Genomic DNA, 25236 nt, shown 5'->3' with positions numbered 1-25236 from the left:
TTTATCCTGCCTTTATTTAAACTGTTTGAGGAAACGCAGATCGTTTTCGAAGAAAGAACGCAGATCGGTAACGCCGTAACGCAGCATGGTCAGACGCTCCATACCCATACCGAATGCAAAACCAGAGTAGATTTCCGGATCGATGCCGACGTTACGCAGCACGTTCGGGTGAACCATCCCGCAACCCAGCACTTCCAGCCATTTACCGTTTTTGCCCATCACGTCCACTTCCGCAGAAGGTTCGGTGAACGGGAAGTAGGACGGACGGAAACGAACCTGCAGGTCTTCTTCAAAGAAGTTGCGCAGGAAATCGTGCAGCGTGCCTTTCAGGTTGGTGAAGTTGATGTTGGTATCAACAATCAGCCCTTCCATCTGATGGAACATTGGGGTGTGCGTCTGATCGTAATCGTTACGATATACACGGCCCGGAGCGATAATACGGATCGGCGGTTGTTTTTCCTTCATGGTGCGGATTTGCACGCCTGAAGTCTGTGTACGCAGCAGACGCGTCGCGTCAAACCAGAAAGTGTCGTGGTCAGCGCGCGCCGGGTGATGGCCAGGAATATTCAGCGCATCGAAGTTATGATAGTCATCTTCGATTTCTGGACCCGTCGCCACGGTAAAGCCCAGCTCACCGAAGAAACTTTCAATCCTGTCGATAGTACGCGTTACCGGATGCAGACCGCCGTTTTCGATACGACGCCCAGGCAAAGATATATCGATCGTTTCTTCAGCCAGACGGGCATTCAGCGCGGCATTTTCTAATTCGGCTTTACGCGCGTTCAGTGCCTGCTGAACCTGCTCTTTGGCAACGTTTATCACCGCACCTGCAGCCGGGCGCTCTTCTGCCGGCAGCTCGCGCAGGGTAGTCATCTGAAGGGTCAGGTGCCCTTTCTTGCCCAAATATTCGACGCGGACATTGTCTAACGCGGCAACATCTGAAGCCTGGTTAATGGCGGCCGTTGCACTGGCAACCAGCTCTGCGAGATGTGACATGATTTTCCTCGTTATGTTGCGATATTCACTAGTCGCTCATCTATACGCAAAACCATTCAAGTTGTATCAACGCGGCAAAAGAGCAAATGCAGCCAATACAGAGACAACTTGAAGGATGACGCGTATAAAAAAAGCCTCCACCAGGGAGGCTTTTAGGCGCTGTTTTCCGTTTCTTCTTTCACGCGCAAGCCTCCTGAGTTCAGGTGCTAAAGTAAAAGAAGAAGCGGAAAATAGCAGCATTCATGCTTGCGTTACCTTGTGTGGTAAAAAAACCGGACAACCGTTATTGAAAAGGCTTACGGATAAATTGTCAACTAATTGATTGCGCTACAAATAAAAGAGAGGGAGCCAGGCTCCCTCTTTTCACCGGCTTATGCCAGAGCTGCTTTCGCTTTTTCGACCAGAGCGGTGAACGCTACTTTGTCGAATACTGCGATGTCAGCCAGGATCTTACGGTCGATTTCAACAGAGGCTTTTTTCAGGCCGTTGATGAATTTGCTGTAAGAAATACCGTTCTGACGTGCTGCTGCGTTGATACGCGCAATCCACAGTTGACGGAACTGACGCTTTTTCTGACGACGGTCACGATAAGCGTACTGACCAGCTTTGATAACAGCCTGGAAGGCAACGCGGTATACGCGAGAACGCGCACCGTAGTAGCCTTTAGCTTGTTTCAAAATTTTCTTGTGACGTGCACGGGCAACTACACCACGTTTTACGCGAGCCATATGTGCTCTCCTGTATCTATATTCTTAGTAAAAAAATGAATTAAACGTTAACGGCTTATGCGTACGGCAGGCACGCGATAACCAGACCCAGATCGCCTTTAGACACGAGGCCTTTTGGACGCAGGTGACGTTTACGCTTAGTAGATTTTTTGGTCAGAATATGACGCAGGTTTGCGTGCTTACGCTTAAATCCACCACCACCGGTTTTTTTGAAGCGCTTAGCAGCACCGCGTACGGTCTTAATTTTTGGCATTTTAATAACTTCCACTTCGCATTGTTAATAAACGAAACGTAGGCGAACAACGGCTGTGGAACCCGCAGGCTCCACAGACATTGCTACTTGAAGGCCTTACTGTTTCTTCTTAGGAGCGAGCACCATGATCATCTGGCGGCCTTCGATCTTCGTAGGGAAGGATTCGACTACTGCCAGTTCACTCAGATCGTCACGGACGCGGTTGAGCACTTCCATACCGATCTGTTGGTGGGCCATCTCACGGCCGCGAAAACGCAGCGTGATCTTAGCCTTATCGCCATCTTCCAGAAAGCGTACCAGGCTGCGGAGTTTTACCTGGTAATCGCCATCGTCGGTACCAGGACGGAATTTAATTTCCTTAACCTGGATAACTTTTTGCTTTTTCTTCTGTTCCTTAGAAGACTTACTCTTTTCATAAAGGAACTTGCCGTAGTCCATAATACGACAAACTGGCGGTTCGGCGTTAGGGCTGATTTCAACTAAATCTACTCCAGCTTCTTCAGCTTTTTCGATCGCTTCTCTCAGACTCACAATACCCAAAGCTTCGCCTTCCAGACCTGTTAAGCGAACTTCCAGGGCGCGAATCTCGCCATTGATACGATTCGGACGTGCCGTTTGAACTCGTTTTCCGCCTTTAATACCTTATTCCTCCAGTTGTTGAAGACTGCGGCTGCGAATCTCTTGTTGCAGCTTCTCAATCACTTCATTTACGTCCAGGCTGCCCAAGTCTTTGCCACGACGGGTGCGCACGGCAACTTTGCCTGCTTCTACCTCTTTGTCGCCACAGACCAACATGTAAGGGACACGACGTAAAGTGTGCTCGCGGATTTTAAAGCCAATCTTCTCATTTCTCAAGTCTGCTTTTACACGAATACCCGCATTTTGTAGTTTCTGCGTTAATTCGTTAACGTATTCAGACTGAGAATCGGTGATGTTCATGACAACAACCTGAACCGGCGCAAGCCAGGTCGGGAAGAAGCCAGCGAACTCTTCGGTCAGGATACCGATGAAACGTTCCATCGACCCAAGAATTGCGCGGTGAATCATAACCGGCACCTGACGCTCGTTATTTTCGCCAACATAAGAGGCGCTTAAACGGGACGGCAGGGAGAAGTCCAGCTGTACAGTACCGCACTGCCATGCACGATCGAGGCAGTCATACAGGGTAAATTCAATTTTCGGACCGTAGAATGCGCCCTCACCCAGTTGGAACTCAAACGGGATGTTGTTTTCTTCCAGCGCAACGGCCAGGTCAGCTTCAGCACGGTCCCACATTTCATCGCTGCCGATACGTTTTTCGGGGCGAGTGGACAGTTTGACGACGATTTTCTCGAAGCCAAAGGTGCTGTACATATCGTAGACCATACGAATGCAAGCGTTAACTTCATCACGGATCTGCTCTTCTGTACAGAAGATATGCGCATCATCCTGAGTGAAGCCACGAACACGCATCAGGCCATGCAGCGCGCCTGACGGCTCATTACGGTGGCAGCTACCAAACTCTGCCATACGCAACGGCAGATCGCGATAGGATTTCAGACCCTGATTGAAGATCTGCACGTGGCCTGGGCAGTTCATGGGCTTAATGCAGTATTCACGGTTCTCAGAGGAGGTCGTGAACATTGCATCTTTGTAGTTATCCCAGTGACCTGTTTTTTCCCACAGCACGCGGTCCATCATGAACGGACCTTTAACTTCCTGATACTGGTATTCTTTCAGTTTTGAGCGAACAAAGACTTCCAGTTCACGGAAGATAGTCCAGCCATCGTTATGCCAGAACACCATACCCGGCGCTTCTTCCTGCATGTGATACAGGTCAAGCTGCTTGCCGATTTTACGGTGGTCGCGTTTGGCCGCTTCTTCCAGACGTTGCAGATAGGCATTCAGGGCTTTTTTATCTGCCCATGCAGTACCATAAATACGCTGCAGCATCTTGTTATTGCTGTCGCCACGCCAGTATGCCCCAGCGGTCTTCATCAGTTTGAAGTGATGGCAGAAACGCATGTTCGGCACGTGCGGGCCACGGCACATATCGACATATTCTTCATGATGGTACAAGCCAGGCTTGTCATCATGGGCGATGTTTTCATCAAGAATAGAGACTTTATAGGTCTCGCCACGCTTCACGAAGGTTTCACGCGCTTCGTACCAGCTGACTTTCTTCTTAATGACATCGTAGTTTTTCTCAGCGAGCTCGTGCATCCGCTTCTCGAGCGCGTCGACGTCTTCCTGGGTTAACGTACGGTCAAGATCGATATCGTAGTAAAAACCGTTATCAACAACCGGTCCGATCGCCATTTTGGTGTGCGGCCAGAGTTGTTTGATCGCGTGCCCTAACAGGTGCGCACAGGAGTGACGAATGATCTCCAGACCTTCTTCATCCTTCGCGGTGATGATGGAGAGCTTCGCATCATGCTCAATCAGATCGGAAGCATCTACCAGCTCACCGTCAACACGGCCAGCAATAGTGGCTTTCGCCAGACCTGGACCGATGTCCAGCGCAACATCCATGGGGCTTACAGCGTGGTCGTAATGGCGTTGGCTGCCATCAGGAAGAGTAATAACAGGCATGTTATATCCTTATTTGCAGTGGTGACCCACACGTAAGATCACATACAAAGATTCAATATTTAAAATTATCAAAAAGGTGTGGGCTGATTCCCGCTTCACTCTGCGAAATATGTCACTGATTGCCTCAATGGCTACACTGGACCTACACCCGCTTTTTGATAACACCGTTTCACAGTGTACACGGCATTTCGAGCCGATCAAAGCAACAATCAACGCGTACTCTATGATGTAAATCAATTCACTGACACCCTGACGTCTTTGTTACACTTGCAGAAAGTCATCTAATCTGAGCAGGAAAAGAACAATGCCAACAAATCGCTTTGCAAAGAAACACTGGAAGATGGTGGTGATCCTACTCGTTATTTGTGCGGCAATGCTAATGCTACGTTGGGCAGCGATGATCTGGGGTTAAAATACTGGCGCGCTGTTCCGGTTCGGATGTATTTATCAATTAAATCGAATTTGTCTGAAAAATAGCGCGTTATTGATAAGTGCTAAAAATAAAACACAGATTAACTATTAAATAACCTTAACTTTAATAGATAAAAGCCGGGCCAATTATTTGACCCGGTTTGTCATTACATCCGGTAGCCGAGTGAAACAGTAGTACGACGATCGGTATGTTCCGGCGCTGTTGCCGGTGGTTCAGAGTTCCAGGTGACGTTGTAAGCCACCTTTAACCCAAAGTGTTCGTTGATGGCAACGTTCAAGGCCGTTTCAGAGTTGAGCGTTGTATCGTCAGCACCGAATACCGACACGCCTTGCGTAAATTTAGTATTGTCCGTCATCTGCCACGCATAGGCCCCGGACGCATAGCCCAACGGCTGCGTTTCGGTGGTGCCATCCGTATGCTCGTCATAGCGCACGCCAGGACCGAATTCAAAACGGAAGCTATGTACTGGTCCGTTAAGGAACTGGCGACCATAACCGGCGGTCAGCACGTCACGCTCGCGATAGCCGTTGTAACGGTCGGTCAACCAGCTTGCCTGCCCAAAGAGGTAGTCATAGTCGGTCATGTTGTAACGACTACGACCACCTACGGCATATTTCTCTGATGAACGCTCATCATTTGAAGAGGTATTGCTGGCATTTCCCCACAGAGACCACGCCGTGGTTTCACCGTACCAGGTCATGGTGGTGTCTGCGGTTAAAGAAGAACTTTTTGTGTTGCCTGACTGGGCGAGATATCCCGCGTTCAGGTTACCTTCAAAGGGTTTTTTCGCGCTGGAAGGGTCATCCATGACAGTAAAAACGGAATCATCGGCGGCAGCATGCATTGACGCAAGCAGGCCACCCGTCAGCAGTAATGCTGCGGGCACTGTCTTCAAAAGCTTCATTTATTAAGAGTCCGTACAACAAAAAAAGAGACCATTACGGTCTCGGAAACTTTCATATGGATCAATGACAAAAGATCCTTGAAAGGTAACAAATTATAAAAAGACTCGAATAACATAGCAATAAATTCTTATTTCATTTTTTGAATAAGAGCGTTCCTAAACCGTTTTTTTATTTATATATCTTTGACGCAAATGTTTTAAATAAAGATATTAAAAATCATGTTGTTAATTACTTCACTTTCGCGAGGTTAAGTGCCAGACTGAGGACAGCCTAACAGGAGGTAAAGATGGTACGTATCTATACGTTAACACTTGCGCCCTCTCTCGATAGCGCAACAATCACTCCGCAAATCTACCCGGAAGGTAAACTTCGCTGTACCTCGCCGGTTTTTGAACCCGGCGGCGGCGGCATCAACGTCGCTCGCGCAATTGCCCATCTTGGCGGAACCGCGACGGCTATCTTCCCTGCGGGAGGCGCTACCGGAGAGCATCTTGTCGCTCTGCTCGCCGACGAAAATGTTCCCGTATCCACCGTCGAAGCCAAAGACTGGACCCGACAAAATCTCCATGTGCACGTTGAGTCCAGCGGCGAACAGTATCGCTTCGTCATGCCAGGTGCTGCGCTGACCGATGACGAGTTCTACCAACTTCAGGATCAGGTGCTGGAAATAGAGTCTGGCGCGCTGCTGGTTATTAGTGGCAGTTTGCCGCCTGGCGTACAGCTTGAGAAGCTGACCCGTCTCGTTACCACGGCACAAAAACAAGGGATTCGCTGTATTGTCGATAGTTCTGGCGAAGCGCTGGCGGCGGCATTGGCTATCGGCAATATCGAACTGGTCAAACCTAATCTCAAAGAACTGAGCGCGCTGGTCAACCGCGAACTCACCCAGCCCGATGACGTGCGTAAAGCCGCACAGGAAATCGTGCAAAGCGGAAAAGCCCATCGCGTAGTGGTCTCGCTTGGGCCGCAAGGGGCACTGGGCGTTGATCGCGACACCTGTGTCCAGGTGGTTCCGCCACCGGTGAAAAGTCAAAGTACCGTAGGCGCGGGCGACAGTATGGTCGGCGCCATGACGCTTAAACTCGCTGAGAACGTACCTTTTGAAGATATTGTCCGCTACGGTGTAGCAGCAGGTAGCGCCGCTACCCTGAATCAGGGTACGCGTCTGTGCGCCTTAGACGATACGCAAAAAATATATTCGTATCTTACTCAGTAATGACACCTTCCCCCTTGTATTGATTCAGGGGGATTTACCCGTAAAACTGTCGGCATGGGTGTTATACGTCTATGATAAAAAATCACGTGATTACAAAGAAGTGAATCATGTGCAACCGGACGTCTTCACATCGATGCGAGGTGAAGAAGAACGACAAACATTAAGTGCCTTTCCAGCGATGACGCGTCAGTGGTGTGCGTCAGTTCGTGTTTTTTAACCGCATTCTTGCGCTAACCTTATGATCTGGCAGACAACATGGGGAGAGACATCATGTGGCAGGCTATCAGTCGTCTTTTAAGCGAGCAACTAGGTGAAGGCGAAATCGAACTGCGTAACGAACTGCCCGGCGGAGAGATCCACGCCGCATGGCATTTACGCTATGCGGGGCGCGATTTTTTCGTCAAATGCGATGAAAGAGAGCTGTTAACCGGCTTTACGGCGGAAGCCGATCAGTTGGAGCTACTTTCTCGCAGTCAAACCGTATCTGTACCGAAAGTCTGGGCGGTAGGCGCAGACAGAGATTACAGCTTTCTGGTGATGGATTTCCTCCCTCCCCGTCCGCTTGATGCGCACAATGCTTTTATCCTCGGCCAACAGCTGGCGCATTTGCATGAATGGAGCGATCAGCCGCAGTTTGGGCTCGACTTCGATAATGCGCTCTCTACCACACCCCAGCCCAACACCTGGCAACGTCGCTGGTCAACCTTTTTTGCCGAGCAGCGTATTGGCTGGCAGTTGGAACTCGCCGCTGAAAAAGGCATTGCGTTTGGCAATATAGACGCCATTGTTGAGCATGTTCAGCAGCGTCTATCTTCCCATCAACCGCAGCCGTCTCTTCTGCACGGTGATTTGTGGTCCGGGAACTGCGCTCTCGGTCCAAACGGTCCGTACATCTTTGACCCTGCCTGCTACTGGGGGGACAGAGAGTGTGACCTGGCCATGCTGCCGTTGCATACCGACCAGCCGCCGCAAATCTATGACGGCTATCAGTCTGTTTCGCCGCTACCATTAGATTTTCTCGACAGGCAGCCTGTCTACCAGCTCTATACGCTGCTGAATCGGGCAATTTTGTTCGGGGGACAGCATCTGGTGGTCGCGCAGAAAGCGCTGGACAGGTTACTGGCGGCTTAGCCTGCTTATCAGGCCTGGCGTTTCACAACGCGGCAGGCCTGATAGACCTGCACTTACAAAAAGCCCAGCAATGAAAAGAAGAAGTAGCCGATCACGATAACAATCACCGGCAAAATATAGAGTGGGAATATTTGCAAAAAAATCGTATGGTGCGGAACCACGATACGCGACTCAAGTTGCGCGCGCGATAAACCTTCACTGCCTTTTGCCTGTTCCAGAATCAACTGGTCCTCAACGCCCTCGCGTAAAAAACGCGCCTGACGACTCATTCTGGCACCGGAGTCCTGCAACGCCAGACCGATAAAAATCAGAATGAAAATCAGCCAAAAGACGAGATTCAGTCCACTTTGAAAATCGGGCGTCGGCGAGTTATACCAAAACACGTTAAGAAAAGGTGTGTTCACCCGCATCATGTCGATCATCACATGGGCAAAATCGAGCATGACTGCGTTAATTCCTTCCTGCTTTTCGCTGTGCGCATACATAAACTTCAGTACTGAAACCAGCGTTGAAATCAGCGCGGGAATGAAAACCACCCATCCCACCAGCCTTTTCAAGATGGCAATGCGTCCAGCTTGTTGATACGTCATGAGTTCCCCTTGATTAAGACGTGTCATTTTGGCCTAAGTTTACCCGTTGATTACCGTTTTCGCCTGATCTTTAAAGGCGGTATACTGCCGAATTAGCCATAATGAACGCTCAGAGCCCGTTCTGGCTGGCTCTTAATCCCTTTTATCACCGTACAGGAGAGGTTGTGATGTCAACCCCGCGTCAGATTCTTGCTGCAATTTTCGATATGGATGGATTACTGGTCGATTCTGAACCGCTTTGGGATCAGGCTGAACTGGATGTGATAGCAAGTTTAGGCGTTGATATCTCCCGCCGCCATGAACTTCCCGATACCCTTGGTTTACGCATCGACATGGTGGTTGATTTGTGGTTTGCGCAGCAACCATGGAATGGTCCCTCACGTCAGGAAGTTACCGAGCGCATCATTACCCGGGCAATTGCGTTAGTAGAAGAAACAAAGCCGTTGCTGCCGGGCGTGCGTGAAGCCGTGGCGTTGTGCAAATCTCAGGGAATCAAAGTAGGACTGGCATCCGCCTCGCCGCTGCATATGCTGGAAAAAGTGCTGACCATGTTTGAGCTGCGCAGCAGCTTCGACGCACTGGCTTCTGCGGAAAAACTGCCCTACAGCAAACCGCACCCACAGGTTTATCTCGATTGCGCGGCGCTACTGGGTATCGATCCTTTAAACTGCGTAGCACTGGAAGACTCGGTAAACGGTATGATTGCTTCGAAAGCCGCCCGTATGCGTTCCGTCGTGGTGCCGGCGCATGAAAATCAGGACGATCCTCGCTTCGTTCTTGCCGACGTCAAACTGACCTCGCTCACCGAACTCACCGCCGCTCACCTGCGCGGCTAATCCTGTGACGGGCAATGTTCGGATTGCCCGCCTTCCCTGCTTTTTATTTTTTAAAACATCGTTTCATTTTCAATTGTATTTCTGTTTAACCTCTCCTATCCTTGCCCTACAGAGCAAGCGTTAATGGCATATATAGTTGAGGTAAACATGATTCAGGAAGCTTTTCGTCTCGAGGGTAAAATCGCTATCGTCACAGGATGTGATACCGGCCTTGGGCAAGGTATGGCAGCGGCGCTGGCGGAAGCGGGCTGCGATATCGTCGGCGTGAATCGTAAAATACCGCATGAAACCGCAGAGATAATTAACGGCCTTGGTCGGCGCTTTATGGCCATTCAGGCCGACCTCAGCCAACAGGATGCGCTCACCAACATTGTGACACAAGCGGTGGCGGCGTTTGGCCGGGTCGATATTCTGGTTAACAATGCGGGAACCATCCGCCGTCAGGATGCGCTGGACTTCAGCGAAAAGGATTGGGATGACGTGATGAACCTCAACCTTAAATCCATTTTCTTTCTGTCACAGGCCGTGGCGCGCCAGTTTCTGGCTCAGGGCAACGGCGGAAAAATCATTAACATTGCCTCAATGCTCTCTTTTCAGGGCGGTATCCGCGTACCATCCTATACCGCATCAAAAAGCGGCGTGCTGGGTATCACCCGCCTGCTGGCTAATGAATGGGCGCCCCTGGGGATTAATGTTAATGCCATCGCTCCCGGCTATATGGCGACCAATAACACACAGCAGTTGCGCGAAGACAGTGAGCGTAATCAGGAGATTGTCGATCGTATTCCCGCCGGACGCTGGGGCACGCCAGATGACCTGAAAGGCCCGGTCGTTTTCCTCGCCAGTCCTGCCTCTGACTATATACATGGCTATACGCTGGCCGTGGATGGCGGTTGGCTGGCGCGGTAAAGGCGCACTTGTGACAAAGGGTTACAACGTCACCTCTTCCGCCTACTGTATAAAACCCCTATACTGTATGAATCGACAGTTTATTGGGTTTTATCATGACGGCGGAAGGTCACCTTCTTTTTTCTATTGCCTGTGCGGTATTTGCCAAGAATGCCGAGCTAACGCCCGTTCTTGCGCAGGGTGACTGGTGGCATATTGTTCCTTCAGCCATTTTAACGTGCCTGCTGCCGGATATCGATCATCCCAAATCCCTGCTGGGGCAGCGTCTGAAGTGGATATCAAAACCCATTGCCCGGGCATTTGGTCATCGCGGGTTTACGCATAGCCTGCTGGCAGTCTTTGCCCTGCTGGCCACGTTTTACCTGAAAGTCCCGGACACGTGGATAATACCGGCAGATGCCTTACAAGGTATGGTTCTTGGTTATCTCAGCCATATACTGGCCGATATGCTAACCCCGGCGGGCGTTCCTCTGCTTTGGCCATGCCGCTGGCGTTTTCGTCTGCCGATCCTCGTGCCGCAGAAAGGTAATCAACTGGAGCGGTTTCTGTGCATGGCGCTGTTCGCGTGGGCAATCTGGATGCCGCAGACCGTACAAGAGAACAGTGCGGTGCGCTGGTCATCACAGATGATAAATACGCTGCAAATGCAGTTTAATCGTTTTATAACGCACCAGGTTGACTAATTAATCAGCCAAAAAGTCATTTTTGGCATAAACAATTCCATTTGAATATAAGAGGCAAGTCACAGTTCTGCTAATCTTGCGCCAACAGAATCACCTTTAAACGGTGATACGCATAATAAGATCAGGAGAACGGGGATGAACTTTCCATTAATCGCGAACATTATCGTGTTCGTAGTGCTGCTGTTGCTGCTGGCGCAAGCCCGTCACAAACAGTGGAGTCTGGCAAAAAAAGTACTGGTCGGTCTGGTCATGGGTGTCGTGTTTGGCCTCGCCCTGCACACCATTTATGGCTCCGACAGCCAGGTTCTTAAAGATTCCGTACAGTGGTTCAACATTGTCGGCAACGGTTATGTCCAACTGCTGCAGATGATTGTCATGCCGCTGGTGTTTGCGTCTATTCTCAGCGCCGTCGCACGTCTGCACAACGCCTCTCAGTTAGGTAAAATCAGCTTCCTGACCATCGGCACCCTGCTGTTTACCACGCTGATTGCCGCGCTGGTAGGGGTTCTGGTGACCAACCTGTTCGGCCTGACCGCCGAAGGTCTGGTTCAAGGTGGCGCCGAAACTGCACGCCTGAATGCGATTGAAACCAACTACGTTGGCAAAGTGGCTGACCTCAGCGTTCCGCAACTGGTGTTATCCTTTATCCCGAAAAACCCGTTTGCCGACCTGACTGGTGCTAACCCGACGTCGATTATCAGCGTGGTTATCTTCGCTGCATTCCTGGGTGTTGCCGCGCTGAAGCTGCTGAAAGATGATGCACCAAAAGGCGAGCGCGTTCTGGTCGCTATCGATACCCTGCAAAGCTGGGTGATGAAGCTGGTTCGTCTGGTGATGCAATTGACTCCGTACGGCGTTCTGGCGCTGATGACCAAAGTGGTTGCAGGCTCCAACCTGCAGGACATCATCAAGCTGGGTAGCTTTGTCGTGGCCTCTTATCTCGGTCTGGGCATCATGTTCGTGGTTCACGGGATCCTGCTGGGTATTAACGGCGTTAGCCCGCTGAAATACTTCCGTAAGGTGTGGCCGGTACTGACTTTCGCCTTCACCAGCCGTTCCAGCGCAGCCTCAATTCCGTTGAACGTTGAAGCGCAAACCCGTCGTCTGGGCGTGCCTGAATCTATCGCCTCTTTCGCCGCCTCTTTTGGCGCCACGATTGGCCAGAACGGTTGTGCGGGCCTGTACCCGGCAATGCTGGCAGTAATGGTCGCGCCGACCGTCGGAATCAACCCGCTGGACCCAATGTGGATTGCCACGCTGGTCGGTATCGTGACCGTGAGTTCCGCAGGCGTTGCGGGTGTCGGTGGCGGAGCAACGTTTGCCGCGCTGATCGTCCTGCCTGCTATGGGTCTGCCGGTCACGCTGGTTGCGCTGCTGATCTCCGTTGAACCGCTGATCGATATGGGTCGTACCGCGCTGAACGTAAGCGGGTCTATGACTGCCGGTACGCTGACCAGTCAATGGCTGAAGCAGACCGATAAAACGATTCTGGACAGCGACGATAACGCCGAACTGGCGCATCGCTAAGCCGGTTAGTTGAAAAACAAAAAACCGCCGGAGTGTCATGCTCCGGCGGTTTTTTTATATCCATTAATCGCTCAGTTCATTTTCCTGACGAACCTGATTAGCCCAGCGTTGCGCTGATTCCGGGACCGTAAATGCAGGCGAACGTTGAAACGCCTCCCCCATTAAGACAAAAGCGACATATTTTCCGCGCAGTATCCATACGTCACGAAACGCATCCATTTTAACCGCATGCTCTGGTGGGGCAGGCTCCACGCGAGGAACATAGCTGATAACCGGACGATTTTGTTGGCGAAGAGGTTTCATAATCAGTTGCTTCACTAAAGACAAATTCTAAAAATCAGAAAACTGCTATCTTAGCCGATTTTGCCTACTGACGTCCTGCCTTGCGTGCGCTGTTTGCCTGGTTCATCGCGCTTTACACCATCGGTCTGTTCCTGCGCCACTGAGTGAGTGGTCTATAGTTAAAGCTTTTGACGGCAACAACGACCCTTTAAGCGATGAAAGCAGGAGAAGAGTTTAATGTCACAGAATGATAAGCACCCACTCCATCACTCAGCGCCGGTTCATGATGCCAGCGAATCCCAGCCAGGACTTGACTCACTGGCGCCAGCAGACGGTTCACATCGGCCAGCGCCTGAACCTACGCCACCAGGCATGCAGCCCACTACGTCCGGCAGCTTAAAAGCGCCTGACGTCACAAGTGACAAACTCAACGCGCTGGAGAGTTTTCGCAAAGGAAGCGAGGATTTTGCCCTGACCACCAATCAGGGCGTGCGCATTGCGGACGATCAAAACTCTCTGCGCGCCGGAAACCGTGGGCCTACCCTGCTGGAAGACTTCATCCTGCGGGAAAAAATCACCCACTTTGATCACGAACGCATCCCTGAGCGGATCGTACATGCCCGAGGTTCTGCCGCTCACGGTTACTTTCAGCCCTATGCCAGCCTCAGCGCAACGACGAAAGCGGACTTTCTGAGTGATGAAAATAAAATCACACCGGTTTTTGTGCGTTTTTCTACGGTTCAGGGCGGCGCAGGCTCCGCGGATACAGTCAGAGATATTCGGGGGTTTGCGACCAAGTTTTACACTGAAGAGGGCATTTTCGATCTGGTGGGAAACAACACGCCTGTCTTCTTTATTCAGGATGCCCATAAATTCCCGGATTTCGTCCATGCGGTTAAACCGGAGCCGCATTGGGCTATCCCGCAGGGACAAAGCGCACATGATACCTTTTGGGATTATGTCTCATTACAGCCGGAAACGTTGCACAACGTCATGTGGGCAATGTCCGACCGGGGTATCCCACGCAGCTATCGCACGATGGAAGGCTTTGGCATCCACACATTCCGGTTAATCAATGCGCAAGGGAAAGCCACCTTTGTCCGATTCCACTGGAAACCGCTGGCAGGCAAAGCGTCGCTGGTATGGGATGAAGCGCAAAAACTTACCGGTCGGGATCCCGATTTTCATCGTCGCGATCTGTGGGAAGCTATTGAAGCGGGCGATTATCCGGAATATGAACTGGGGCTACAGTTGATTCCCGAAGAAGACGAATTTAAGTTCGATTTTGACCTGCTCGATCCGACCAAGCTGATCCCGGAAGAGCTGGTTCCGGTGCAACGCGTCGGTAAAATGGTGCTGAACCGCAACCCGGATAATTTCTTTGCTGAAAATGAGCAAGTCGCGTTTCATCCCGGACACATCGTCCCCGGCATCGACTTTACCAACGATCCCCTGCTGCAGGGCCGCTTGTTCTCCTATACCGATACCCAAATCAGTCGCCTTGGCGGGCCAAACTTCCATGAAATCCCGATCAATCGCCCAACCTGTCCGTACCATAATTTCCAGCGTGACGGCATGCATCGTATGGACATCGATACCAATCCTGCCAACTATGAACCGAACTCTATCAATGATAACTGGCCGCGCGAAACGCCGCCGGGACCAAAACGCGGTGGATTCGAGTCGTATCAGGAACGTATTGAAGGAAACAAAATCCGCGAACGCAGCCCCTCTTTTGGCGAATACTATGCGCAGCCTCGCCTGTTCTGGCTAAGTCAGACGCCAATTGAACAGCAGCATATTATCGGTGGATTCAGTTTTGAACTCAGTAAAGTTACGCGCCCCTATATTCGTGAAAGAGTGGTCGAACAGTTAGCTCATATTGATACGTCACTCGCCAAAGCGGTTGCCGATAATCTCGGTTTTGAGCTAACCAAGGAACAGACCAACATTGCGCCGCCGCCCAACGTCAACGGTTTGAAAAATGCACCGTCACTCAGTTTATATGCGGGTTCGCAAGGAGAGATTAAGGGCCGTGTGGTCGCCATCCTACTGAATGACCAGGTGAAATCGAGCGACCTGCTCGCCATCATGCAAGCCCTACAGGCTAAAGGTGTACATGCCAAATTGCTCTATTCCCGAATGGGTAATGTGGTTGCCGATGATGGTTCTGCCCTGACGATCGCCGGTACTTTTGCGGGTTCGCCATCCCTGACGGTCGATGCGGTTATCGTTCCGTGTGGCAATCTCGCGGATATCGTTACGAACGGTGATGCCCGATATTACTTACTCGAAGCGTATAAACACTTAAAACCTATCGCCCTGGCTGGCGATGCTCGTCAGTTTAAAGCAACGTTGAATATCAAAAATGAAGGAGAGGAAGGCGTGGTTGAAGCGGACAGTGCAAACGCACAGTTTATGGATACCCTGCTGACGCTGATGACCGCGCACCGCGTCTGGTCACGCGCCGGAAAAATAGACACGATTCCTGCCTAAAAAAATGCGGCGCATTAAGCGCCGCAAACTCAGGAATTACACGTTCAGAAAACTGCCAAGACGATAACCGCGCTCCGCAATAGCATATTTCAGTGACGAAGACGTCAGCACGTCGAGCTCAGTTAAGCGGGGGTAACAGTAGGCACTTTGACGAATAATGTCATCGATAAAGGCCGGGTGACACATCACTTCCAGCGAGGACTCTCCCCGGTCTGCTGACGCGTCAAGCGTTTGCAAAAACAGAGCTTCAGAAATCGCCTCGCCGTAAAACTCACTGCTGAATCCCTGGGAAGTCCGTAACGTCTGTGGAAAGTCAGACGCCTGGAATACCGCCTGACGATCGATCCGTAACGCAATCCCTTTTTGGGCAGCGAACCCGGCCACTATAGGGAAAATCTGTGGGAACATATGCACGTGGTGATGGCTATCCAGATGCGTCGGCTCCCGCCCGAACAGGTCAATAAAACGCTGATACTGCGCGGCCAGCTCCTGAGAAATTTCATCCAGCGGTAAGATGTCTTCTTCAGCCATCTGCCAGATCCATTTCCCCAGTAATCCGTCACGAGTAAGACCAGGCATTGCCGTCAACGGCATGCCCAGCGTCAGAACAAAATGCATGCCGACGGCAAGTTCCGGTATGTCGCGACTCAGCTGTACCGCATGGTCAATTGCCGCGCCGTTAACCAGTGCCGTCGTCGAGGTGACAACGCCATTGCGGCAGGCTTCAACAATGCCGTAGTTTTGTCCTTTACTCAGGCCAAAATCATCCGCATTTACAATCAGTACGCGTTCCATAGCCGACCTCAGTTAGTGTTGTTCGCTTTTGAGTTTTTCAATACACCCGGCAAAGTTTGGCAGCCATTTTTCATGCGCCAGAATCAGCTCACGCGCCAGGATCTCGGCATCGCTGTCGGAGTGCACCAGCGGACTCAGGTTCAATGCCAGCAGCACATCATTCAGCTCGCCGCTCAATGCCGCATTGCTCGCCGCGACCTCGAAGCCTTTAATGGTATAGATAAGGCCGAGCACTTTCTCATCAAAATGGGTAATCCGTGGATGCGGCGTAGCCCCGTTACGTCCCAGCGTGCAGGTCATCTCTACCGCCCAGTCCGCAGGGATATTATCAACATGCCCATGGTGCGGAACGTTGACATAGTGCTCGGTCTGTTTGTCGTTGTAGATGGCGTTGATCACTTCGCAGGCCGCATCGGAGTAATAGGCTCCACCGCGCTGCTCCAGTTCTTTCGGCTTCACGTTCAGATCCGGGTTTTTGTAGAGATCAAACAGTTGTTTCTCCACTTTCTGTACCACCTGAGCGCGCGCGCCGCCCTTATAGTATTCACCCATTTCAATCGCCAGCATCTCTTTTGGCTTGAAGTAGTAGAGCAAATAAGAGCACGGCAGCAGTTTCAGCGAACGAATCAGTCCTTCACTAAACGGCAGGTCAAAGATGTTCTTCACGGTAGAGGCTTTCAACTGGCCCGAAGCTACGCCGTCCAACAGTTCATCAAAGCGTGATGTACCGTTCACCAGTACGTCTTTAATAAAGACCATATGGTTGAGACCAAACAGATCGATGGATAAGTCGTCGCTCTCGTTAAGCGCCAGCACATCGCTAATGAACATTTTCATGCCGACAGGAATATTACACACGCCGATGAATTTTTTGAAATTCGTATGACGATAGACCGCTTCAGTCACCATCCCGGCCGGGTTAGTAAAGTTAATCACCCACGCATTCGGGCACAGTTCTTCCACATCTTTCACAATATCAAAGATAACCGGAATGGTACGCAAACCTTTGAACAGCCCACCAGCGCCGTTAGTTTCCTGCCCCAGATAACCGTGACTCAGTGGAATGCGCTCATCCTTTTCACGGGCTTTTAGTTGCCCTACGCGCAGCTGGGTAGTAACGAAATCAGCATCTTTCAGCGCTTCACGGCGGTCCAGTGTTTTAAACAATTTCATCGGCACACCCGCTTTGTCGATCATTCGCTGGCAAAGGTCAAAAATAATGTCCAGTTTCTCTTTTCCACCGTCGACATCAACCAGCCACAACTCAGAAACCGGTAATTCATGATAGCGCTTAATAAAGCCTTCAAGTAACTCAGGGGTGTAGCTGCTCCCGCCACCGATAGTGACGACTTTTAATTTCTGGCTCATAATTTCTCCCTTCAGTGTCAAAACACTGACGTGTATTATGCTCAACCCGTTTGTCAGGTATAGCGTGGCTGTCCCGACGCTATTTTGGGCAAGCTATAAAAAATGGGTTATTGGCAAATAATATCTACTGATTAAATTCAGTTAATTTCTTACGATAGCTATTAGGTGTAAATGACGTCAGCTTTTTAAACGTTTTAATAAACAGGCTTGGACTACTGTAGCCAGACTCATAAGCAATATCCGTTACAGAATAATTAGTCATTTCCAGCTGTTTTTTAGCAAAGTTAATGCGGATTTCATTGATGATCTGCATCGGCGTTTTGCTGTAATAACGCTGGGTCGCGCGGGTCAGATACTCCTGGGATTTCGCGGACAGGTGTACCATATTTTCCAGCGCATTCTCGCTAAACTGCCGTTTGTCGTGCATGGTCTCGACGGTTATTTTGAGCCACTGAGGAATATCATCCAACACCTGCTCTTCGCGATGATGGCGTAACCGATTAATAATATAGAAGGTGACCACTTCTACAAATTCATCGAGTCCGCTCTCACGAAAGTTCAGTGATGCAATAACCGTTTCAATATAGGTAAGAAACGCGTTATTCGCGTGATAGACCTGCGATGCAACAAAACAAAATGGCAGCAGCGGGTGATAGTGCTGTTCAAAAAAACGTTTACTGATGCCGACGTTAAGGATCCTTGTTGCACCAAAATCATAAAAACTTTGGTGGTGCGATCCTAACGGGATAAAGACAAAGTCTCCACGTTCGAGCAGTACGCGTTTGCCGTTGATTTCCTGATAATAGCGCCCGGTTAACACCAGGGTGAATTCATAGTAGTCATGCTGATGCAGCCCGCTGATGCTCTCAGTTTTGTTATAGATGAACACATGGAAATTTTTGCCATTAAATAGCTGCTGCTCATAGACGGTCTTGATTTCCGGTGCGTTAATCTGTAGCTGCATTATGCACTCCTCGCTATTTCAGCTTTTCGTGAAGCTCAATCAGTTCAGTCACCAGCTCACGCGCCAGCATTGATGTCATCAGGTGGTCCTGCGCGTGGACCAGCACCAGACTAACTTTCATTTTACCTTCGCCCTGATCGCCTTCAATCAGTTTCGTTTGCACGAGGTGCGCTTCGTTCAGCGCCAGGCGAGACTGGTCCATCATGGCCTTAGCCGACTCGAAATCACCTTGCTTGGCCATTTTGAGCGCGCCGTACGCCAGGCTACGTGCCTGACCAGAATTGATAATAAGGCCCATCACCACTTCTTCAAGTTCTTCTGCTTCTGACTGGGTGTCGACGATGTTTTCGATATCCAACATACTTTTTTCCTCTGGTTCAGTCCGGCATGACAGTGAAGCCATGCCGGATTAAATTTAGAATTTCAATGCGTTAGCGATATCTTCTTCGCTTTCTTCTTGATCAATAACGTTCTGCGCTTTATTGGCTACCACCACGAATGGCAGGTAAACCAGCGTTGCAATACCGAGGTTGAACAGCGCGACCAGCAGAGCAGCGACGCTACCGTTGGTGTTAAAGAACGCGCCCAAACCGGTTGGCATAGTCCACGGTGCAATGTTGGTAATCGGTGGAATAATGCCTGAGTAATAAGCTGCCAGCGTAATCGCCGCCAGAATCGGCTGAACCAGAATGAATGGGATAAACATCACTGGGTTCATGATGATCGGCAGACCGAACAGGATAGGTTCGTTAATCTGGAACAGACCTGATGGCAGCGCCAGTTTAGCAACCTGACGATAGTCAGGACGACGCGATGCCAGGAAGATAGCGATAATCAGACCCAGCGTTGCCCCGCTCCCTCCAAGGAAGATGTAGGAGTCGAGCATCGGTTTCGCCCAGACGTGGAACGTCTTACCGGCTTCCAGCGCTGCGTCTACGGAACCAAACTGTTGGTAGATGGAGATGTTTTCCAGCGCCCATGGCGTCATGATTCCGCTGTCCAGCGCGGTCAGCGCCAGAGAACCGTGAATACCGAAGAACCACAGCAGTGGAACAAAAATCACGTAGGCCCAGCCCACCACGCTGCCCAATGACGCCAGCGGAGTTGAAATGGAATCCATGATGATCTGGTGGAAGTTCGTACCCCAGGTGTTCAACGCCCAGGCGATGATCCCCATAATGGAGAGGATAAGGAAGCCAGGAATCAGTGCAGAGAAAGAACGCGATACGGATGTCGGTACGCTATCAGGTAATTTAATAACCCAATTGCGACGGACCACAAAGGTAAACATTTCCGCGACCGCGAGGCCGATAATAATACCGGAAATAATATTGGCACCGCCGAGCCAGTTTGCGCCAACGGCATAGGCTTCACCCACGCTATATGGCGTTACGGTCATAAACGCGGCGACGGATAACAGCCCGGCTGCCAGTGAGTCGACTTTGCGTTCTTCCGCCAGCGCCATGCCAATAAAGAACGGCGCCATCAAGGACATGATACCCAGCGTACCGTTATAGACGTTTCCACCAATGCCTTTCAAACTATTCAGCGTTTCAATAGTTGAGGCATCAAGTCGAATACCCATTGAATAAAAAAACGACCCCTCCCCAAAGCTCAGGAAAACGTTATTGATTAATACAAACATGGCCCCTGCGAGGGTTAACGGCATTAAACGAATAAAGCCGTTTTTGATTGCATTAACGTGTGGCTGCTTTCCAATTTTTACAGCAAAAGGAAGGAGTACCTTTTCAAGTGAAGCAATAGCGTTACTCATAGAAAAATACCCTTAAATACCGCAATTGATAATTACGGTGAATGTTAATGAAATAACTCTTTGACGGGAAAAATTAAAATAAAATAATTAATTTGCTGCGGCTTTTTTAATTGCTGCAACTGCAGCCTTAAGCACGCCTAAACCATCGACTTTGCCATACAGCAGCGAGTCAATCACTTCCACAGGCTTGTTGGGTAACAAGCGCTGAATTTCGGGCAACATATAAGCAATTTGTGGACCTAATAATACGACATCGGCCGCAGGACCTTTTTCTCCGGCCAGCGTCTCAGGAAACGCTTCAATAATAACCGGTACTTCGTATTTTTCGGCCTGAGCACGCATCTTCGAAACCAACAATGAAGTCGACATGCCCGCAGAACAAAACAGATAAATGTGTTTCTTTTCCATTAAAACGATCCTCATATGCGATTATCTGTCAACCAGACACTCCGCAAGCCATAACCTGCATCCATGCTCTGGGTAACTTGCGTCAGCTAAATTACTTTTTTAGGTGGCTGAAATGAGTATACGGGATTGCACCGATGGATGGTATTTCCTTGACCAACTAAATTGTCTCTCCTTGACCTGTCGTTATGACCCCCCTCACATTTCGGGCAAATAATTCGCGGCAATAAATAAGATCGTGTGGCACAAAAAAACCGGCGCGATGGCCGGCTCTTCTGTGTGCTCAGGCAATAAACAGTTGTTACTTCTTCGCCGCCTGCGGGTCGGTGTCGTACTCTGCACAGGTCTGATAACCAGAGTTAATCACGTGTCCGGTGTCGTCCAGAGCAACAAAATAGGTTTCAGCTTTACCATCTCGTTGACCCAGGATGTAGGTCTGGCATGTCCCACGTGCATGAATCATACTGACTTCAGAAGAAGGTTTACCGGCGATCTGCGCCACCTGCGCCCGGCTCATCCCTTTCTTCACATCTTTCACCACGGGCTGAACAAATTGGTCTTTGGTACGGTCGTAGGCCGTACACCCTGCCAGCATAGTCAAAACAGCCGCTGCGCTCAGAATTCCTGTTAGATTCTTGTTCATATTCCGTCCTCTTTTATTTCAGCGTGTTATATAAGCCTGGAGCACAACAACGCATTTTTCAAGCAATCAGATGATACTTAGGTAGTTTCGGAAAATTCTATAGCCTAAATAATTCGAGTTGCAGGAAGGCGGCAAGGGAGTGAATCCCCAGGAGCTTACTAAAGTAAGTGACCGGGGAGAACGAGCGCAGCCAACGCACATGCAACTTGAAGTATGACGGGTATATTAAAACAAAATACTGCGATATCAGGCTCGGATCCCTTGTCGTTTGGGCCTCAACGCGTTAGCTTTAACACATCATTTTTTTGATCATTTTTATTTTAGGAGGGGGTTAAATGACTCTGCAGCAAGAGATAATTCAGGCGCTTGGCGCAAAACCGCACATCAATGCAGAAGAAGAAATTCGCCGCAGCGTGGATTTCCTGAAATCCTATCTGCAGGCCTACCCCTTTCTGAAATCGCTGGTGTTGGGAATTAGCGGCGGACAAGACTCGACGCTCGCTGGAAAACTGTGTCAAATGGCGATATCCGAGCTTCGCAACGAAACGGGGAATGACGCGTTGCAGTTTATTGCCGTGCGCCTACCGTATGGCGTTCAGGCTGATGAACAGGACTGTCAGGACGCCATCGCCTTCATTCAACCGGACCGCGTGCTCACTGTTAATATCAAGGGCGCGGTGCTGGCCAGCGAGCAGGCCCTGCGTGAGGCGGGTATTGAGCTGAGCGATTTTGTGCGTGGCAATGAAAAAGCCCGTGAGCGCATGAAGGCACAATACAGCATCGCCGGCATGACCAGCGGCGTTGTCGTGGGTACCGATCATGCAGCGGAAGCCATCACCGGATTTTTCACTAAATACGGCGATGGCGGCACCGACATTAACCCTCTATTCCGTCTGAACAAACGCCAGGGTAAACAGTTGCTTGCGGCGCTGGGCTGCCCGGAGCATTTATATAAGAAAGCGCCAACCGCCGATCTTGAAGACGATCGTCCTTCTCTGCCAGATGAAGCCGCTTTGGGCGTCACCTACGACAACATCGACGATTATCTGGAAGGAAAAGCACTGGCTGCCGACGTCGCGAAAAAGATTGAAGGCTGGTACGTAAAAACTGAGCACAAACGCCGTCCACCGATCACCGTGTTTGATGATTTCTGGAAAAAAGCGTAACCCTTTTCTCTTCATAATGCCGGATAGCGCCAGTATTGACGAAATCCGGCATTAGCCTGCTGACCTCATGCCGCTTTTTTAATCGCCTTCAAGCTGCTACACTGGATGAATAACCAGCATCCGGAGTGAACAGTGGTACAGCGTCAATCAGCCCCTCGCCTGTCATTTGAGGCAGCGGCAATCTATGAATATCCCGAACACCTGCGCCCATTTTTGAGTGAGCTTCCCACCGCGCCCGGCGTCTATCTGTTTCACAGTGATAGCGACACCATGCCGCTTTATATTGGTAAAAGCGTCAATATTCGCAGCCGCGTGCTGGCGCATTTACGTACCGCAGATGAAGCGGCCATGCTACGTCAGGCCAAACGCATTAGCTGGATTTGTACGGCCGGAGAAATTGGCGCCCTGCTGCTGGAAGCACGGCTTATCAAAGAACAGCAGCCGTTGTTTAACAAACGACTGCGACGCAATCGTCAACTTTGTGCCTTGCAGCTTACCGAGCGGACTGTTCAGGTTGTCTACGCACGAGATATTGATTTCTCCCACGCCCCCAATCTGTTTGGTCTGTTTGCTAATCGCCGCGCGGCGCTACAGACGCTGCAAAGTCTCGCCGATGAACAAAAGCTGTGCTACGGCCTGTTGGGTCTGGAACCCCTGAGTCGCGGGCGCGCCTGTTTTCGCTCCGCGCTTAAACGCTGTGCCGGAGCCTGCTGTGGGAAGGAAAGCCCTGAAGCGCATCATTTGCGTCTGGTAGAAGCACTGGAAAGAGTGCGCGTGATCTGCTGGCCATGGAGCAATGCCATTGCGCTGCAGGAAACGCGCGCTGAAATGACGCAGTACCATATCATCAATAACTGGCTGTGGCTGGGGGCCGTTTCTACGCTGGATGAAGCGGCAACACTGGCGCGTATGCCGGCCGGCTTTGACCATGATGGCTATAAAATTCTCTGCCGGCCTGTTCTGTCTGGTCAATATGACATTATTGAACTGCGTCCGGAGAATGCCCCGGCATCCAGTTAATCTCACTAAACAGCAGTTTCCCCTCACGCTCCAGCAGTCGTAATGTGTGTTTACCGTCGTGCCAGCTTGCACCCTGATCGGCCGTCAACAGCTTATCGCCCAGTTGCCAGGCGCCGCTGATAACGAACACCACACCGCCGCGCGAACCAAAGGTCGTAAAGGTGCGATCGGCCACCCTGACTTTCGCCTGGCAGACATCCCGTCGGGTCATGATATTAAAATCCATCGACATCTGCCCTTCCGTCAGCTTCGCTTTTACCACCTTGTCACCGGCAAAGGTAAAAGGCTGATGCTGTTTCAGGGTATGCGTGAAGGTGTTCGACTCTTCCAGGGTCACTTCTCCGCCTTCCAGCAGGGTAATCACGCGTTCTACACCGGGAAAAAGAGAAAACTCACCGTTTGCTGCGATGGAGGCGATACTCGCCCGCCAGTGAAAATCTCGTGTTGCTGGTGGAAAACAGCAAATTTCACGCGTTTCTCCCGCACCATTTCGCCACAGATTGACCGGCATTTTGCGGATATCAAAGTATTCCATCATCCCTCCAGAAAGGCGCAGCACGGCAGCCCGCCATAACAGGCAGCCATAAATCATCATTGTTTTGTTCACCCTGCAGATTATTGTTATCGGCAGCAGAGTTGATTTGCCTTAGCGATGAACCCGGTGTTTTGCAAAAAAATTAGCGCCTTCCAGGTGGAATTTTCGCGGGCTTCAGGAGAATAACGCGTCACAAGCGCGGTGCAAGAGGCGGTAAAGAAAAAACCGCCGATCCTGCCCACCTCGTTAAACGTGTTGTGGACAAGAGCGGCGGTCTTGAGTTTGGTTTCACACTGCGCGGCAATCAGCACACACAGCGTGAATGATTTAGTGTAGACGCTGAACGATTACTCAGCAGCTTGCGGCATTTTACCTTTCTGCGCTGCACGTTCTGTCAGACGCTTCTCAAAATTGGCATTAAACTGCTTTTTCTGTTCCGGCGTCAGGATGTTGTAAATCTTATTCTGGGTTTCCATATGCGCCAGCATATTGGCTTTGCGCTGTTCTTCCATCTTCGCAATTTGCGCTTCTGCTTTTGCTTTATCGAAGCTATCGCTGGCAATGATGTCGTGCATTGCGCGGCGCTCTTCCAGCGGTGGACGTTTCATCTGATCGCGCTGACCTTTCATGATTTCGCGAATCTGCTGTTTCTGTGCGTCGGTCAGGTTCAGGTCTTTGAACATCATGTCATGATGCGGGGCGAATTTGCCGTTGTGGTGCATCATCGGTTTGGCATCCGCTGGCGCAGCTGTTGTCGTGTCAGCGGCGTGTGCCAGGTTAGCAGCGCCCAGCGCCAGGGTAGAGGCAACAAACAGAGCAGTCAGTTTACGCATAATTTCTATCCTTTCTTTCAGTTATTTTTACGACACTCATGCGACTCTTATGCAATGTGATGTCGTGTTGACGAGATTAACTTTACCGGCTTAAGCGTCAATTAATCAGAGCAACGGTAAAACAGTGAAAGTGTAAAAAACAAACTTTCATCAATTATGGAGAAAAAAAGAATTAAT

28 protein-coding genes and 1 other annotated feature are annotated in these 25236 nt (G+C 50.5%); of the genes, 10 read left to right on the top strand and 18 right to left on the bottom strand.

Annotated features, from left to right (window positions below):
• Positions 1-12 precede the first annotated feature (12 nt).
• From pheS to thrS, 6 genes are all read right to left on the bottom strand, one after another.
• Positions 13-996, bottom strand: a complete 984-nt coding sequence (gene pheS, locus OGV94_RS09550; protein ID WP_043016596.1) for a phenylalanine--tRNA ligase subunit alpha — start codon at positions 994-996, stop codon at positions 13-15.
• Between the two features lie 124 nt (positions 997-1120).
• Positions 1121-1245: a sequence feature (Phe leader region), on the bottom strand.
• Positions 1196-1240 (bottom strand): pheST operon leader peptide PheM, encoded by a 45-nt coding sequence (pheM, locus tag OGV94_RS09545; RefSeq protein WP_001386830.1) that lies wholly within the window; start codon positions 1238-1240, stop codon positions 1196-1198. (Overlaps the previous feature by 45 nt.)
• Before the next feature lie 122 nt (positions 1246-1367).
• Complete coding sequence (gene rplT, locus OGV94_RS09540; RefSeq protein ID WP_003030578.1) at positions 1368-1724, bottom strand: 50S ribosomal protein L20; 357 nt, start codon at positions 1722-1724, stop codon at positions 1368-1370.
• Between the two features lie 55 nt (positions 1725-1779).
• Positions 1780-1977, bottom strand: coding sequence for a 50S ribosomal protein L35 (gene rpmI / locus OGV94_RS09535; RefSeq protein ID WP_003030583.1), 198 nt, complete (start codon positions 1975-1977; stop codon positions 1780-1782).
• 96 nt (positions 1978-2073) lie between these two features.
• Positions 2074-2616 (bottom strand): translation initiation factor IF-3, encoded by a 543-nt coding sequence (gene infC, locus OGV94_RS09530; RefSeq protein WP_048997935.1) that lies wholly within the window; start codon positions 2614-2616, stop codon positions 2074-2076.
• A 3-nt stretch (positions 2617-2619) separates the two neighbouring features.
• Positions 2620-4548, bottom strand: a complete 1929-nt coding sequence (gene thrS, locus OGV94_RS09525) for a threonine--tRNA ligase (protein ID WP_003832572.1) — start codon at positions 4546-4548, stop codon at positions 2620-2622.
• A gap of 304 nt (positions 4549-4852) precedes the next feature.
• Between thrS and yniD the strand changes: the two genes are divergently transcribed.
• Complete coding sequence (yniD, locus tag OGV94_RS09520) at positions 4853-4960, top strand: small membrane protein YniD (RefSeq protein WP_003030590.1); 108 nt, start codon at positions 4853-4855, stop codon at positions 4958-4960.
• Positions 4961-5126: 166 nt separating this feature from the next.
• Here yniD and OGV94_RS09515 read toward each other — a convergent pair whose 3' ends face one another.
• A complete protein-coding gene (locus OGV94_RS09515) occupies positions 5127-5885 on the bottom strand; it encodes a DUF481 domain-containing protein (RefSeq protein WP_003030592.1) in 759 nt (252 codons plus the stop codon).
• Between the two features lie 287 nt (positions 5886-6172).
• Between OGV94_RS09515 and pfkB the strand changes: the two genes are divergently transcribed.
• Positions 6173-7102: a 6-phosphofructokinase II gene (gene pfkB / locus OGV94_RS09510; RefSeq protein ID WP_043016597.1), complete on the top strand. Its 930-nt coding sequence runs from the start codon at positions 6173-6175 to the stop codon at positions 7100-7102.
• A 270-nt stretch (positions 7103-7372) separates the two neighbouring features.
• On the top strand, positions 7373-8233 hold the full coding sequence (locus OGV94_RS09505) for a fructosamine kinase family protein (protein WP_043016598.1): 861 nt from the start codon (positions 7373-7375) through the stop codon (positions 8231-8233).
• Between the two features lie 53 nt (positions 8234-8286).
• On the opposite strand, the gene OGV94_RS09500 is transcribed toward OGV94_RS09505, so the two are convergent.
• Positions 8287-8823 (bottom strand): YniB family protein, encoded by a 537-nt coding sequence (locus tag OGV94_RS09500; protein ID WP_043016599.1) that lies wholly within the window; start codon positions 8821-8823, stop codon positions 8287-8289.
• A gap of 167 nt (positions 8824-8990) precedes the next feature.
• Between OGV94_RS09500 and hxpB the strand changes: the two genes are divergently transcribed.
• The 4 genes from hxpB to tcyP all read left to right on the top strand — a co-directional run bounded on the left by hxpB (position 8991) and on the right by tcyP (position 12778).
• A complete protein-coding gene (gene hxpB, locus OGV94_RS09495; protein WP_043016600.1) occupies positions 8991-9659 on the top strand; it encodes a hexitol phosphatase HxpB in 669 nt (222 codons plus the stop codon).
• A 147-nt stretch (positions 9660-9806) separates the two neighbouring features.
• On the top strand, positions 9807-10568 hold the full coding sequence (kduD, locus tag OGV94_RS09490; RefSeq protein WP_286523195.1) for a 2-dehydro-3-deoxy-D-gluconate 5-dehydrogenase KduD: 762 nt from the start codon (positions 9807-9809) through the stop codon (positions 10566-10568).
• Positions 10569-10651: 83 nt separating this feature from the next.
• On the top strand, positions 10652-11251 hold the full coding sequence (locus OGV94_RS09485) for a metal-dependent hydrolase (RefSeq protein ID WP_087050648.1): 600 nt from the start codon (positions 10652-10654) through the stop codon (positions 11249-11251).
• Positions 11252-11386: 135 nt separating this feature from the next.
• The gene (tcyP, locus tag OGV94_RS09480) at positions 11387-12778 is read left to right on the top strand and encodes a cystine/sulfocysteine:cation symporter (protein ID WP_043016601.1); all 1392 of its coding nucleotides are present in this window, start codon (positions 11387-11389) and stop codon (positions 12776-12778) included.
• Between the two features lie 63 nt (positions 12779-12841).
• Here the strand turns inward: tcyP and cedA are convergent, their stop codons facing one another.
• The gene (gene cedA / locus OGV94_RS09475; RefSeq protein ID WP_072025560.1) at positions 12842-13105 is read right to left on the bottom strand and encodes a cell division activator CedA; all 264 of its coding nucleotides are present in this window, start codon (positions 13103-13105) and stop codon (positions 12842-12844) included.
• A 192-nt stretch (positions 13106-13297) separates the two neighbouring features.
• On the opposite strand from cedA, the gene katE reads away from it, so the two are divergent.
• A complete protein-coding gene (gene katE / locus OGV94_RS09470; protein WP_075146062.1) occupies positions 13298-15556 on the top strand; it encodes a catalase HPII in 2259 nt (752 codons plus the stop codon).
• A gap of 36 nt (positions 15557-15592) precedes the next feature.
• Here katE and chbG read toward each other — a convergent pair whose 3' ends face one another.
• The 7 genes from chbG to osmE all read right to left on the bottom strand — a co-directional run bounded on the left by chbG (position 15593) and on the right by osmE (position 21505).
• Entirely contained in the window at positions 15593-16351 is a 759-nt protein-coding gene (gene chbG, locus OGV94_RS09465; RefSeq protein ID WP_043016603.1) for a chitin disaccharide deacetylase, read from the bottom strand.
• Positions 16352-16363: 12 nt separating this feature from the next.
• Positions 16364-17719 (bottom strand): 6-phospho-beta-glucosidase, encoded by a 1356-nt coding sequence (locus OGV94_RS09460; protein ID WP_043016604.1) that lies wholly within the window; start codon positions 17717-17719, stop codon positions 16364-16366.
• 124 nt (positions 17720-17843) lie between these two features.
• The gene (gene chbR, locus OGV94_RS09455; RefSeq protein WP_087050652.1) at positions 17844-18686 is read right to left on the bottom strand and encodes a transcriptional regulator ChbR; all 843 of its coding nucleotides are present in this window, start codon (positions 18684-18686) and stop codon (positions 17844-17846) included.
• A gap of 10 nt (positions 18687-18696) precedes the next feature.
• Positions 18697-19044 (bottom strand): PTS N,N'-diacetylchitobiose transporter subunit IIA, encoded by a 348-nt coding sequence (chbA, locus tag OGV94_RS09450; protein WP_003030618.1) that lies wholly within the window; start codon positions 19042-19044, stop codon positions 18697-18699.
• Positions 19045-19098: 54 nt separating this feature from the next.
• Positions 19099-20457 (bottom strand): PTS N,N'-diacetylchitobiose transporter subunit IIC, encoded by a 1359-nt coding sequence (gene chbC / locus OGV94_RS09445; RefSeq protein ID WP_003030619.1) that lies wholly within the window; start codon positions 20455-20457, stop codon positions 19099-19101.
• 87 nt (positions 20458-20544) lie between these two features.
• Positions 20545-20865 (bottom strand): PTS N,N'-diacetylchitobiose transporter subunit IIB, encoded by a 321-nt coding sequence (gene chbB, locus OGV94_RS09440; RefSeq protein ID WP_003030620.1) that lies wholly within the window; start codon positions 20863-20865, stop codon positions 20545-20547.
• Between the two features lie 298 nt (positions 20866-21163).
• Entirely contained in the window at positions 21164-21505 is a 342-nt protein-coding gene (gene osmE / locus OGV94_RS09435; RefSeq protein WP_003030621.1) for an osmotically-inducible lipoprotein OsmE, read from the bottom strand.
• A gap of 335 nt (positions 21506-21840) precedes the next feature.
• Between osmE and nadE the strand changes: the two genes are divergently transcribed.
• Together nadE and cho are read left to right on the top strand one after the other, a co-directional pair.
• Positions 21841-22671: an NAD(+) synthase gene (gene nadE, locus OGV94_RS09430; RefSeq protein ID WP_075146061.1), complete on the top strand. Its 831-nt coding sequence runs from the start codon at positions 21841-21843 to the stop codon at positions 22669-22671.
• A 132-nt stretch (positions 22672-22803) separates the two neighbouring features.
• On the top strand, positions 22804-23691 hold the full coding sequence (cho, locus tag OGV94_RS09425; protein ID WP_075146060.1) for an excinuclease Cho: 888 nt from the start codon (positions 22804-22806) through the stop codon (positions 23689-23691).
• On the opposite strand, the gene ves is transcribed toward cho, so the two are convergent.
• Positions 23651-24226, bottom strand: coding sequence for an environmental stress-induced protein Ves (gene ves, locus OGV94_RS09420; protein ID WP_003030626.1), 576 nt, complete (start codon positions 24224-24226; stop codon positions 23651-23653). The genes cho and ves overlap by 41 nt on opposite strands.
• Before the next feature lie 347 nt (positions 24227-24573).
• Entirely contained in the window at positions 24574-25059 is a 486-nt protein-coding gene (gene spy, locus OGV94_RS09415) for an ATP-independent periplasmic protein-refolding chaperone Spy (RefSeq protein WP_003030629.1), read from the bottom strand.
• Positions 25060-25236: the final 177 nt, after the last annotated feature.

The sequence above is a fragment of the Citrobacter sp. Ce006 genome (assembly GCF_030336535.1).
Classification (GTDB): Bacteria; Pseudomonadota; Gammaproteobacteria; order Enterobacterales; family Enterobacteriaceae; genus Citrobacter; species Citrobacter europaeus.
This window is presented reverse-complemented; position numbering and strand designations above follow the sequence as displayed.

Bases quoted from the DNA above. Each gene is read 5' to 3' on its own strand.
- pheS (WP_043016596.1), bottom strand. From the start codon at position 996: ATGTCACATCTCGCAGAGCTGGTTGCCAGTGCAACGGCCGCCATTAAC.
- rplT (WP_003030578.1), bottom strand. From the start codon at position 1,724: ATGGCTCGCGTAAAACGTGGTGTAGTTGCCCGTGCACGTCACAAGAAA.
- rpmI (WP_003030583.1), bottom strand. From the start codon at position 1,977: ATGCCAAAAATTAAGACCGTACGCGGTGCTGCTAAGCGCTTCAAAAAA.
- thrS (WP_003832572.1), bottom strand. From the start codon at position 4,548: ATGCCTGTTATTACTCTTCCTGATGGCAGCCAACGCCATTACGACCAC.
- yniD (WP_003030590.1), top strand. From the start codon at position 4,853: ATGCCAACAAATCGCTTTGCAAAGAAACACTGGAAGATGGTGGTGATC.
- OGV94_RS09515 (WP_003030592.1), bottom strand. From the start codon at position 5,885: ATGAAGCTTTTGAAGACAGTGCCCGCAGCATTACTGCTGACGGGTGGC.
- pfkB (WP_043016597.1), top strand. From the start codon at position 6,173: ATGGTACGTATCTATACGTTAACACTTGCGCCCTCTCTCGATAGCGCA.
- OGV94_RS09505 (WP_043016598.1), top strand. From the start codon at position 7,373: ATGTGGCAGGCTATCAGTCGTCTTTTAAGCGAGCAACTAGGTGAAGGC.
- OGV94_RS09500 (WP_043016599.1), bottom strand. From the start codon at position 8,823: ATGACGTATCAACAAGCTGGACGCATTGCCATCTTGAAAAGGCTGGTG.
- hxpB (WP_043016600.1), top strand. From the start codon at position 8,991: ATGTCAACCCCGCGTCAGATTCTTGCTGCAATTTTCGATATGGATGGA.
- kduD (WP_286523195.1), top strand. From the start codon at position 9,807: ATGATTCAGGAAGCTTTTCGTCTCGAGGGTAAAATCGCTATCGTCACA.
- tcyP (WP_043016601.1), top strand. From the start codon at position 11,387: ATGAACTTTCCATTAATCGCGAACATTATCGTGTTCGTAGTGCTGCTG.
- katE (WP_075146062.1), top strand. From the start codon at position 13,298: ATGTCACAGAATGATAAGCACCCACTCCATCACTCAGCGCCGGTTCAT.
- chbG (WP_043016603.1), bottom strand. From the start codon at position 16,351: ATGGAACGCGTACTGATTGTAAATGCGGATGATTTTGGCCTGAGTAAA.
- OGV94_RS09460 (WP_043016604.1), bottom strand. From the start codon at position 17,719: ATGAGCCAGAAATTAAAAGTCGTCACTATCGGTGGCGGGAGCAGCTAC.
- chbA (WP_003030618.1), bottom strand. From the start codon at position 19,044: ATGTTGGATATCGAAAACATCGTCGACACCCAGTCAGAAGCAGAAGAA.
- chbC (WP_003030619.1), bottom strand. From the start codon at position 20,457: ATGAGTAACGCTATTGCTTCACTTGAAAAGGTACTCCTTCCTTTTGCT.
- chbB (WP_003030620.1), bottom strand. From the start codon at position 20,865: ATGGAAAAGAAACACATTTATCTGTTTTGTTCTGCGGGCATGTCGACT.
- osmE (WP_003030621.1), bottom strand. From the start codon at position 21,505: ATGAACAAGAATCTAACAGGAATTCTGAGCGCAGCGGCTGTTTTGACT.
- nadE (WP_075146061.1), top strand. From the start codon at position 21,841: ATGACTCTGCAGCAAGAGATAATTCAGGCGCTTGGCGCAAAACCGCAC.
- ves (WP_003030626.1), bottom strand. From the start codon at position 24,226: ATGGAATACTTTGATATCCGCAAAATGCCGGTCAATCTGTGGCGAAAT.
- spy (WP_003030629.1), bottom strand. From the start codon at position 25,059: ATGCGTAAACTGACTGCTCTGTTTGTTGCCTCTACCCTGGCGCTGGGC.